Raw genomic sequence first — 10998 nt, 5'->3', positions numbered from 1 at the left:
CGGCCGGCACCGGCAGCGGCGAAGCTGCGGGTGCCGGCCAGGTCGAGCCGGCGGGCCGTCAGGTCGACGTCCTCACGTGGCATGTCGTCGCGAGCCGTCGTCAGATCGCGTCCGCGCCGCGCTCACCGGTGCGGACCCGGGCGACGTCCTCGACGGGGACGACCCAGATCTTGCCGTCGCCGATGCGACCGGTCTGCGCGGCCTTGAGGATGACGTCGACGACGGACGTCGCGTCCATGTCGTCGACGACGACCTCGAGACGGATCTTCGGGACGAAGTCGACGGTGTACTCCGCACCGCGGTAGACCTCGCTGTGACCGCGCTGGCGGCCGTACCCGGAGGCCTCGCTGATCGTCATACCGTTGATGCCGAAGGCCTCGAGGGCCTCCTTCACCTCGTCGAGCTGGTGCGGCTTGATGATGGCGGTGACGAGCTTCATCACTTGGCTCCTTCCATGGCCGTCGTCATCGTCGCGTGGCTCGCGATCGAGGCGCCACCCAGCCGGCCGCCGAGCGGGGTGAGGTCGTATGCCGTCTCACCGTGCTCGTTGTAGTCGATGCCCTCGACCTCGGCCTCGGTCGTGATCCGCCAGCCGATCGTGTACTTGATGGCCAGGGCGATGACCGTCGTGAGGACACCGGTCCAGACGAGCGTGAAGAGCGCGGCGCCGGCCTGGTCGCCCAGCGAGGTGAGACCGCCGCCGTAGAAGAGCCCGTCGATGCCACCGGGCGCCGCGCTCGTCGACAGGAGGCCGATGAGCAGGGTTCCGACGAGGCCGCCGACGAGGTGGACGCCGACGACGTCGAGGGAGTCGTCGAGGTTGAACCGGTACTTCAGGCTCACCGCCCAGGCGCAGAGCCCGCCGGCGACCGCACCGACGACGATGGCACCGACGAGGTTGACGGCCCCGCAGGACGGGGTGATGGCGACGAGGCCCGCGACGATGCCCGAGGCGGCACCGAGCGAGGTCGCCTTGCCGTGGAGGATCCGCTCGACGAGGAGCCAGGCGAGCATGGCGGCGCACGTGGCGATCGTCGTGTTCATGAACGTGAAGCCCGTCTCGGACATGAACTGCGCGGTGTTCTTCTCCGCGGTGTCGCCGGTGAGGACGACCGAGCCGACGTTGAAGCCGTACCAGCCGAACCACAGGAGGCCGGCGCCGGCCATCGTGAGGGTGAGGTTGTGGGGCCGCATCGGCTCCTTCGGGAAGCCGACCCGCCGTCCGATGACGAGTGCCAGCACGCCCCCCGCGATGCCGGCGTTGATGTGGACGACCGTGCCACCGGCGTAGTCCTGCTGCGCCAGGTGCTGGTAGACCCAGCCGCCGCCCCACGTGTTGTGGGCGACCGGGAAGTAGCAGAGCGTGAGCCAGATCGGGACGAAGACCATCCACGAAGAGAACTTCACCCGGTCGGCGATGGCGCCCGAGATGAGCGCCGCGGTGATCGTCGCGAAGGTGAGCTGGAACAGGACCCCGATGTACGGGCTGCCCGTCCCGGTCGCCGCGCTGTGCCAGTCGACGCCGCTCAGCCCGAACCACGTGAACGGGTTGCCGATGAGCTTGCCGTTGCCGGCCCCCGACCAGCCCTCCGACCAGCCCCACAGGACGAAGACGATCGCTCCGATCCCGAACGCCCCGTAGGACAGGAGCATCATGTTGAGCACCGACTTCGAGCGGGTCATCCCGCCGTAGAAGAGAGCCAGTGCGGGAATGGTCATCATCAGGACGAGCGCTGTCGCGACGAGCATGAAAGCGTAGTAGCCGTCCACCTAACCTCCAGGGATTCCGTATGCCACGAGGTGGGCCCGACGGCGCCCGGCTCCGGCGCGGCGGCCCACCTCTCGTGGCAGAAAGCCTCACCCGCGGACGTTTCGGCGGCCGGACCGTCATGTTGCGGTCAGGAAACGTCTCGGCCCCGCGTGTTACACGCGTGTGTCGAGTCCCTGTGTCGCGGCCCGCCGTGGGGTCGGCCTCCGGGCGTCAGGTCCTCGTGGGTGACCTGGCCGACGTTCCGACGTCGGCCAGGTCACCCACGCGCGCTGTCGCGCGACGAGACCCGGTCAGCCGGGCACGATGACCAGGCGGGACCCGCGCAGGTCGGTGCGCTGCCAGGCCTCCCGGATACGGCTCAGCGGCATCGTCGTGACATCGATCCGCAGCTCGCCACCGCGGACCCATTCGACGACCTGCCCGTATGCGGCGGCCATGCCCGTCGCGAGGTTGCGGGCGGCGCCGTAGATCTCCAGCCCCGACGTGCGGACGGCGTCGCCGCTCAGCTCGATCGTCGGGCCGGCAGCCTCCCCGACGTGGACGAGCCGCGTCGGCTCGGGGAGGGCGAAGGAGTCGGGCGTCAGGGCCTGGGTGAGCAGCTGCGTCGGGCGACCCCAGAGGTAGTCGACGACGACGTCGTACCCGTCCCCCGCGTGGGCACGATAGGCCTCGACGAGGGCGTCGTCGTCGACCGCCGTCGTGATGACCTCGTCCGCACCGAGCGCGACCAGCTCGGCGAGCGCCCCGTCGTCGCGGCCCGTCGCGACGATCCGTCCCGCGCCGAGCAGTCGGGCGATCTGGACGGCGAGCCGGCCCGCGACGCCCGTCGCCCCTTGGATGAGGACGGTCTCGCCGGCGCGCAGCCCTCCGGCGGTCCGCATGCTCATCCCGGTGATGGCCGTCGCGAGGGCGCAGGCGACGGGCGGCTCGATGCCCTCGGGGATCGGGGACGTCGCCACGGCGGGCACCGCGACGCGCTCGGCCAGCGCGCCGCGCGGCGGCTGCAGGCCGCCGAAGCCGACGAGCGTGCCGTCGGAGAGGCGGCCGACGCCGTCGAAGCACGGGATTGCCGGCAGGGCCTCCTGGAACGCCGCGGCGGTGTAGTGGGTGCCGGCGACGATGGCCCGGTCGACGTTCTCGACGGCCACCGCCTCGACGGTCACGACGACCTCGCCCTCGCCCGGTTCGGGGTCGGGGACGTCGCGATACGCCGGGATCCCGCCGCGTCGGTCGACGACTGCTGCCTTCATGACGACCCTCTCTAACGATGTTAGGGACCTACCCTATCCCTACCATCGTTAGAGGGTCGAGACAAGGGGGTGCGATGTGGCGCTGAACCGGCAGCAGGTCGTCGACGAGGCGATGCGGATCGTCGACGCCGAGGGCCTGGACGCCCTCACGTTGCGCGGGCTCGCCGGCCGGCTCGGGGTCCAGGCGCCGACCCTCTACTGGCACGTCCGGAACAAGACGGCCCTGCTCGACGCGCTCGGCGACCGGATCATGGACGACGTCGCCGAGCCTCCCCCGCCGGGGCCCGACGACGACTGGCGGGAGTGGCTCCTTGCCGCCCTCGTCGGCCTGCGCCAGGCCATGCTCGCGCACCGCGACGGCGCGCGGATCGTCTCCGGCGCCCGTGACTCCTTCCGGCGGGCCGACTTCTCCGAGCGGGCGATGTCCACCCTCGTCGACCGAGGGGTCCCGCTGCAGCAGGCCCGCATGACGGTGCTCACGGCGGAGCGCTACACGATCGGCCACGTCCTCGAGGAGCAGGCGTCGCACCGCCCCGGCGCCGGGGAGCCCGACCTGGATCTCGACGAGCTCCGGCATCGCTTCCCCACGGCGACGCGCGCCATCACCGAGTACTTCTCCTCCGGCCGCACGGTCGACGACGTCTACCAGGACGGACTACGGCTCATCCTCGGACTCCCGTGGAACCCACCCGACGTCAGATCGTGAACCGTCCGTCGAGGAGGAGCACCGCGATCAGCTCCTCGTGCGCCGCCCGCATCCGCGGGTGGGCCGCCTGGACCAGAGCCTGCCAGCGGCGCCGGGAGATCCGACCTGAGTTTGTTCATTTGCTTAGTGCGTGAGTTTCGGACCGTGGATCGCCTCGAGGACGGCCTGCTGCTGCGCGGGGATGGCCGGCGGGAAGGTGTGCGTCGTGCTGTTGATGGCGATGGTCGCTGAGCGCAGGGTGCGTAGTTGTCGGGTGAGGTTGCGGATGCTCAGTTCGGTGCGGTTCTGCGCCTCACGGGACACGGCCAGCGCGGTGAACACGATGGTCAGGTGGGCCTCGATCGCGTCGCGTTTCCGGGCGAACAGGGGTTATGCCGACCTTCTGGTTATGCCGACTTCTGAGGTATCGGTGCTGGTCAGCGGGTTGGGAGGGGCCAGAAGGTCGGCATAGTCAGAGGCTGGTGAGGAAGGCGAGGACGCCGGCCGTCGGGGTGTAGGTGCCCGGCGCGATGTGGGGATCTCGGGTGCGGTCGATCGCGGCCTGTTTGATGGTCATGTCGGCGTGCAGGTACACGTCGGTGCTGGAGGTGTTCTCGTGGCCGAGCCACAGGGCGATGACGGCGACGTCGACGCCGGCTTGGAGCAGCCGCATCGCCGCGGTGTGCCGCAGGGTGTGCATCGTGACGTGTTTGGCGCCCAACGACGGACATCGCTCGGTGGCGGTGGCCACGTGTTTGGCCAGTCGCCGCTCGAGCGCGTCGCGGGACAGGTGCTGCCCGCGCGGCCCGGGGAAGAGAGCAGCGCCGGGGCGGGTCGCCCGCTCGGCCAGGTAGGGCACCAGGACGCTCAAGGTCGCGGCGGTCAGTGGGGTGGCACGGTACTTGCGTCCCTTGCCGGTGCAGGTGACGTGCGCGCCTCTGCCGGTGTGGAGGTCGCTGATGGTCAGGGTGGTGAGCTCGCTGATCCGCAGCCCGGTCTGTACGGCCAGGGTCAGCAGTGCCCGGTCGCGCCGGCCGGTCCAGGTGGATGTTGCCGGCGCGTCCAGCAGCGCCTCGGCTTCTTCGATGGTCAGGAACTGAACCGTCCGCGAGGCGCCACGCCTTGTCGGGACGGCCAGGACACGGGCGATCGTGTCGGCGTGCTCTGGATGGTCGGGCAGGGTCACGGCCAGCACCGCGCGGATCGCGGTGAGCCTGGCGTTGCGGGTCGTCGCGCTGTTTCCACGGACGGCTTCGAGGTGGTCCAGGAACGTGGTGATGGCCTGCGCGTCGAGCATGCCCAGGTCGATCTTGTCCGCGGGGACGCCGGTGGCGGCCGTGACGTGCTTGATGAGCAGGCGCCAGGTGTCGCGGTAGGACGCGATCGTGTTCGGCGACAGGCCCTTTCGCGCGTGGGCGTGGTCGGTGAAGTAGGACTGCAGGGACGAAGCCAGGAGGGTCATGGCCGCGGCTCCTCCTGCATCTGCTGGAGTCGGGTCGCTGCCAGTGCCATCAGCTCCGGGGCCGCGGACAGGTACCAGTAGGTGTGCGCAGTGCTGGTGTGCCCCAGCCAGGTCGCCAGCAGCGTCAGGGTGCGCTGCGGGTCGCCGCCGTCGGCGTAGGCGGCGGCCATGTGCGCAGTGGCGAAGGTGTGCCGTAGGGAGTGCAGCCGAGGTGTCGCGGACCCGCGCGGGCGCAGCCCAGCAGCGACGGCGAGCCGGGCGAAGTGTGCTTCGATCGTGGCGCGCTGGTAGCCGGCGCCGCGGGAGCTGACCAGCAGTGGCCCGCCCGTGGCGGGGTGGGTCGTGGCCCGGGCGGGCAGGTCACGGTAGGCGATGAGTGCCGCCATGGTGGAAGGGTGCACCGGCACCAGGCGGTCCTTGCGTTTGCTCGCCCGGATGAGCAGCACCCCGGCCGCGGTGTCGAGGTCACCGGTGGTCAGCCGCAGTGCCTCACCGGGGCGTATCCCGGTCGCGGCCAGCAGCCCGATCGTGGTGCGCATCGTCGCGGCCAGCAGCGGCCGTGTGAACACCTGGGCGCAGGCGTCCAGGAGCGCGTCGAGGTCGGCTTGGGAGTAGATGAACGGTGCTGCGCGTCGTGGCCCGGCGGGCAGGATCCCTGCGGGTGGGACTTGCACGTCCACTCCGACCGCCGCCAGGTACTTCGCGAAGGTGCGGGCCGCGGCCAGGCGCATGCCCCACCAGCGCGGGTCGGCATCGGCGGGTAGCCGAGCCCAGTCGACGGCATCGGCGGTGGTGAACGTCTCCTTGCCCGCGGCGGCGAGCCAGGTGCAGAACTGCCCGGCCAGATGCTCGAGCTTGTCCAGGTCGTAGCCCAGGGCGCGGCGCATCGAAATGTACTGCTCCAGGTGCTCGTGCAGGGTGCTCATGGTCCGGGCACCTTCCCCCAGACAGGGACCAGCTCACGCAGCGCGGCCAGGTCAGTGCGGGCGTAGACCATCGTGGTGTCCGTGCGGGCGTGACCGAGCAGCTCGCGGGCCTCGATCAGCGTCCCGCCGGCGGCGAGCACCGCGGTCGCAGCAGTGTGCCGCAAGGCGTGAGCATGCACCGTGCCCAGCCCTGCCACGGCGGCAAGGTGCGCGACGACACCGGAGATGCCCTTGCTGCTCAGCCCGACCAGCGGCGGGCGCCGCCGGATGAACACGGCCCGGTCCGTGGCCTCTGACGGGCGTCCGTCCCGCAGGTAGTCGACCAGCGCCTGCCCGACATCGATCGGGATCGGCAAGGTCAGGACCCGCCCGCCCTTGCCGCGGGCCACCAACTGGGCTTCGTGCCAGTGCAGGTCGTCCAACGTCAGGGCGGCGACCTCCCCGGCACGCAGCGCGAGCCGACTGATCAGCACCACGATCGCCCGGTCCCGCCGACCCGCTGGCGTGCCCGTGTCAGCGGCCGCGATCAGCGCCTGGACTTGCGCCGCCGTCAGCGCTCGGGGCAGGTCCGGCACGGACGGTGCCGGCCGCAGGATGCCAGCGGAGATCGCCCGGTCCAGCCTGCCGGTCAGGAAGGCCCAGTCCAGCAGGCCCCGCACCGACGAGACCAGATGACGCCGCGAGGACAGCGAGTACCCCTCGCCCTCCCGGAGCACGTACCGGTTCACCGCGGCCACGTCGACGCCGTCCCAGAGCAGCTGCCCGTCCGCGTCGACAGGCAGCTCGGCGACGAAGCCTTCGACCCAACGGCGTGACTCGGTAGCCCACGTACCGCTGATGCCGCGCCGGGTGAGCAGGTGCGCCGTCCACTCCTGCAGCAACAGCTCCGACGGCGACAGAACAGGTGGTGGCGGAAGTGCCGCGGCCAGTAGGCCAGTGGCCACGAGGAACTTTCGCACCGTCACGATTCGCCGTGCCGAGGACGGATGCCGTCGCCGGCCCCGTGCCTGCGACGCGACGAACCGGGTAAGCAGCGCGTCATCGAGGTCCTGCGCACCCAAGTGCTGCCGGAGCATCCAGTCGCTCAACCGTGCCGCCGTGCAGGCCACCGAAGTCGCCGTGCCGGGCGAATATCCCTCATCCCGCAGCCACCCCACCAGGCCCACGACGACCCCGTCCAGCGGGCCTCCCCTCAAACGCGGCACGCCGTTGCGAGCACGGCTGACCGGTGGGCGCAGCACCAGCACCCCTCGGGCGGACAGGAACCGCTTGACCAGCGGCAGATACTGAGCTGCGGCCGGGACCTGGCTGCCCGACCGCTGCCGCTCCAGCTCGATGTACTCGTCGATGACCTCCTCGTCCACGTCCTCAGCGCCCAGTCCCCGGCCCGTCACCCAAGCCGAGAACCGGCCCAACGCCAGTACCGCCCGGTGGGAGCGTTCCTCCGAGATCCGCCAGTCGCTCAGCCAAGCCTCCAACGGCTCGGCCCAAACCTGCATCGGGTCCGCACGATTGATGTCCACATCGGCCATGGCCGCCTCCTCGGGTAGAGATCCCGAGCATGGCGCCGCCGCAGACTATGCCGACCTTCTGGCCCCTCCCAACCCGCTGACCAGCACCGATACCTCAGAAGTCGGCATAACCAGAAGGTCGGCATAACCCCTGTCATGCCGACGTCGGCATGAGATCGGCCGGGCACGCAGGTCGGTCTTGCTCATCCGGAAGGACTGCTCCACGTGCCATAGGTCGTGGTAGGAACCGATGACCTCCCCAGCGGGCATGACCTCGGCGTTGATGTTCGAGACGTAGCCCTTCAAGCCCGCGAGGCGGCGGGCCCGGGCCAGGGCGGCCTCGTCGAGGCTGCGGGTGCCGTTGCTGGTTTTGACGAACCGTGGGGTGCGGGCGGCCTTCTGTCCGGCGATGACGGCCTTGGCGCGGTTCTCCTGCAGCGTCAGTGTGCGCCCGTCGCGGGCGGCGCGTTTGGCGGAGTACGCCCAGATCGCCCGCCACGACCGGGGATGCGCGGCTGGGTCCCAGACCGGTTCGGCGCGCAGCATCGGGTTGTTCTCGCTCTGGCGTCCGGTCCTGGGGGTCAGCGTGTCGATGATCTGGCCGTCGGTGAACGCGTCGCCGTGCCAGCGGAAGTGCGAGGCGAGGTCGAGGGGGGCCTTGACCGTCCGGGACCCGACGATGAACCGCAGCCCGGCCTCGTCGAGCTCGCGCAGGTTCGTCGCAGACAGCATCCCGGCGTCCGCGACGAGGACCATGTCGACCAAGCCGTGGCGCGCTTGGAAGGCCTTGATGATCGGGATGATCGTCGTGGTCTCGGCCTTGTTTCCCTCGAAACAGCCGATCTCCAAAGGGAACCCGCGACGGTCGACGAGCAGCCCGACGACGACTTGTGGGTCGACCCGGCGCTCCTTGGAGTAGCCGACCTTGCGCAGGTCGTCCTCCTTCTCCGCCTCGAAGTACAACGTCGTGACGTCGTACAAGATCAGGCTCACGTCCCCGGTCCTGGCCGCGTGCGCGAAGCAGACCGCGGCGACCCGGTCGCGGTACCTGCCTGCCTGCGCCCGGGCCAGGGTGCGGCGCATCGTCGAGTAGCTGACCGGGCTCCTGCCCAACTCGGTCAGCACCCGACCCATGTCCAGCAGGGAGGTCGGCTCGACCACCCGGGCGATCACCAGGTCCCGGAACACCTCGTCCCCGAGGACGTCGAACCCCAGATCGGCGTACACCTTCGACAGGGCCTCGAACAGGACCCGGCAGTCGGTACCCACCACCCGTCCCGGCCGGTCGCGGCCCATCTCCGGCGCGGCAGCCTCGCTGACCTCGAACAGCGCCGGCTCGGCAGGCGCCGCGAGCAGCTGAGCGACCGGCACCGTGAGCTCGACATCGAGGTCCAGCACTCCTTGAGCCGGATCCTCCAACAGTGCACGGGCCTTGGCCAGCAGCACGCCCAGATCGGCCTCGGTGTGCGCCGACCCGACATGCTTGATGATCCGCTGCCGCCCACCGACGTACCGCGCGATCTGCACCGCCGTCGCTCCCGACGCCGTCGGCACCCGCCTGATGAACGCCACACAGCGACCCTAGACCCCCCGATTAGTGCGTGAAAACGCACTAACTCAATGGCATCACCGCAGGTCAGCGACGCGCCGCCCAGAATGGCACCTCAGAGTGAACAAACTCAGGAGGACGGACTACGGCTCATCCTCGGACTCCCGTGGAACCCACCCGACGTCAGATCGTGAACCGTCCGTCGAGGAGGAGCACCGCGATCAGCTCCTCGTGCGCCGCCCGCATCCGCGGGTGGGCCGCCTGGACCAGAGCCTGCCAGCGGCGCCGGGAGATCCGACGACCACGATCCGGACCGGCGATGTCGCCTGCCGCCTGTGCCGCTCGGACCGCCGCGATGACAGGGTCGTCGAGATCCGCGGACAGCAGCACGTGGAGCGCGGCGGCGAGATCGCCGATGCCGACGTAGTCGTCGGGCTGCTGGCACGTCGTTCCCTCGGCGCGACGCCGGGCCGAGATGACACCGTTGAGCAGTGACACGAGGTACCCCCAGAACTCCTCCAGGGTCAACTCGCCGCGCACCCCGCCCCCGGATGTGTCAGGCGTCCAGCGCACGTCCTCCAACAGTCGTTCGCGATGCCTGTCCAGCTCGATTCCTTCAGGAAGGGGCCAAAGCCCCTCTGCGAGAGTCGCCGCGACCGCCTGCGCCTGCCCTGACGGAAAACGCGAGGCCCACGATCGCTCCAGGTCGGCTTGAGGATGCGACACTAATCAGCCCCGATACAGGTAAATATCTGTGTAAAGGCTGGGAGAACTATAGCAGTCGTAAACGACTCCAGTAGTGTGGATATAGGCGGTCACCTGATAGATTCCCGAAACTTGATGACTTGAATAGAGGTTAGTCTGCTTCTCCCACGACGATGTGTATGGCGCGGCTTGATTCCAACTGGCCGTCGCGGTTCCGGGACCATCCACATTGACCATGGAAGTGTGCGCGGTGACCCAGATAGCCGGGTGTGCCAAGTTCTGGAAGCCGAAGTCAACGTGCGCCTCAGCCACGTACTCCGATACCCGTGATACATATAGGAACGCAGTTCCGCAGTTACTCGTGATAGAAATGCTTGGCTGAGAAATGCCCTTTGCTTGATGGGCTACTGCGTACATCGGTATCGCGATACGGATGGATTGCGGACCTGTTGCAACGTGACGCTGCCCGAACTGGGGTGCCGCCGTAGCAGATCCACCCGAAACCAAGGTGGTCGTAATCCCCAAGCCGACGGCCACGACTACGCCCGCACAGGCTTTGCTCCAGCGCGTGACCACTCTTCTCTGCCATTGCCACATCAATATTAGCCTCGGCCCCATTCTCCTTACGGCCCAGCAATTTGTCAAGTGACTCAGAGGTCGCGTAGGTAGTTGATGGCGTGGTGAGGGGACGGGGCAGGGCGCAATGCCACGCAGCGTAGAGGGACCTTCTTCAGATCCCCAGCCTGTGACGCACATCAGGGCCCCGGCAAAGTCGGTTGACGAGGCGCTGAGGCAATGTAGGAGCCGGGCCTCCGCTCCTCGTGGCCCCTCCCGGCGGGATGCTGGGAGTTGTCCACGGCCCGGCTGGTCGTGTGCCGCGTCACACGCCTGAACCCCAAGGCCATCGACGGATCCGTAACCAGCGACCAGAACGCACATCTCAACCAACAGCCAGAGGCGTCCCCGGAGGGTCAGGCGGCCAATCCGCCGGAGACACCAACGACGATCAAGGCTCAGCCATACCCGACCCTCCTGGGCCACGCAACAAACTTACGGATCCGGGCTCAGCCGGGGGGCGGCGCGGCTGACGCTCGGGCTGCCCTCGGGCTGCGGACCGGCTCGGCGGAGCCACCGCCGGG

General features: G+C 69.3%; 8 protein-coding genes and 2 pseudogenes. 1 reads left to right on the top strand and 9 read right to left on the bottom strand.

The features are described 5' to 3' along the window. Nucleotides 1–100: 100 nt before the first annotated feature. From BN12_RS19540 to BN12_RS19530, 3 genes are all read right to left on the bottom strand, one after another. Nucleotides 101–439: a P-II family nitrogen regulator gene (locus tag BN12_RS19540; RefSeq protein WP_048555129.1), complete on the bottom strand. Its 339-nt coding sequence runs from the start codon at nucleotides 437–439 to the stop codon at nucleotides 101–103. Next, nucleotides 439–1770 (bottom strand): ammonium transporter, encoded by a 1332-nt coding sequence (locus tag BN12_RS19535; RefSeq protein ID WP_327152673.1) that lies wholly within the window; start codon nucleotides 1768–1770, stop codon nucleotides 439–441. Before BN12_RS19535 ends, BN12_RS19540 begins: the two co-directional genes overlap by 1 nt. A 291-nt stretch (nucleotides 1771–2061) precedes the next feature. Beyond that, nucleotides 2062–3021 (bottom strand): zinc-binding dehydrogenase, encoded by a 960-nt coding sequence (locus BN12_RS19530; RefSeq protein WP_048555127.1) that lies wholly within the window; start codon nucleotides 3019–3021, stop codon nucleotides 2062–2064. A 76-nt stretch (nucleotides 3022–3097) separates the two neighbouring features. Between BN12_RS19530 and BN12_RS19525 the strand changes: the two genes are divergently transcribed. Then, a complete protein-coding gene (locus BN12_RS19525; RefSeq protein WP_083454786.1) occupies nucleotides 3098–3727 on the top strand; it encodes a TetR/AcrR family transcriptional regulator C-terminal domain-containing protein in 630 nt (209 codons plus the stop codon). A 123-nt stretch (nucleotides 3728–3850) separates the two neighbouring features. Here the strand turns inward: BN12_RS19525 and BN12_RS19520 are convergent. From BN12_RS19520 to BN12_RS19495, 6 genes and pseudogenes are all read right to left on the bottom strand, one after another. Then, nucleotides 3851–4096: pseudogene (locus BN12_RS19520) on the bottom strand (IS1634 family transposase); the annotation flags it as partial. Between the two features lie 82 nt (nucleotides 4097–4178). Continuing rightward, nucleotides 4179–5168 (bottom strand): tyrosine-type recombinase/integrase, encoded by a 990-nt coding sequence (locus tag BN12_RS19515; RefSeq protein WP_048555123.1) that lies wholly within the window; start codon nucleotides 5166–5168, stop codon nucleotides 4179–4181. Beyond that, nucleotides 5165–6094, bottom strand: coding sequence for a tyrosine-type recombinase/integrase (locus BN12_RS19510; protein WP_048555122.1), 930 nt, complete (start codon nucleotides 6092–6094; stop codon nucleotides 5165–5167). The genes BN12_RS19515 and BN12_RS19510 overlap by 4 nt, the downstream gene beginning before the upstream one ends. After that, on the bottom strand, nucleotides 6091–7170 hold the full coding sequence (locus BN12_RS19505; protein WP_407667826.1) for a tyrosine-type recombinase/integrase: 1080 nt from the start codon (nucleotides 7168–7170) through the stop codon (nucleotides 6091–6093). Before BN12_RS19505 ends, BN12_RS19510 begins: the two co-directional genes overlap by 4 nt. Before the next feature lie 594 nt (nucleotides 7171–7764). Beyond that, nucleotides 7765–9177, bottom strand: a pseudogene (locus tag BN12_RS19500) (IS1634 family transposase); the annotation flags it as partial. Nucleotides 9178–9337: 160 nt separating this feature from the next. Then, nucleotides 9338–9694: a hypothetical protein gene (locus BN12_RS19495; protein WP_048555118.1), complete on the bottom strand. Its 357-nt coding sequence runs from the start codon at nucleotides 9692–9694 to the stop codon at nucleotides 9338–9340. Nucleotides 9695–10998 lie beyond the last annotated feature (1304 nt).

This window comes from Nostocoides japonicum T1-X7 (genome assembly GCF_001046855.1).
Lineage (GTDB): Bacteria > Actinomycetota > Actinomycetes > Actinomycetales > Dermatophilaceae > Nostocoides > Nostocoides japonicum.
The sequence above is the reverse complement of the archived record's forward strand: the minus strand, read 5'-3'. Positions and strand labels throughout refer to the sequence as shown.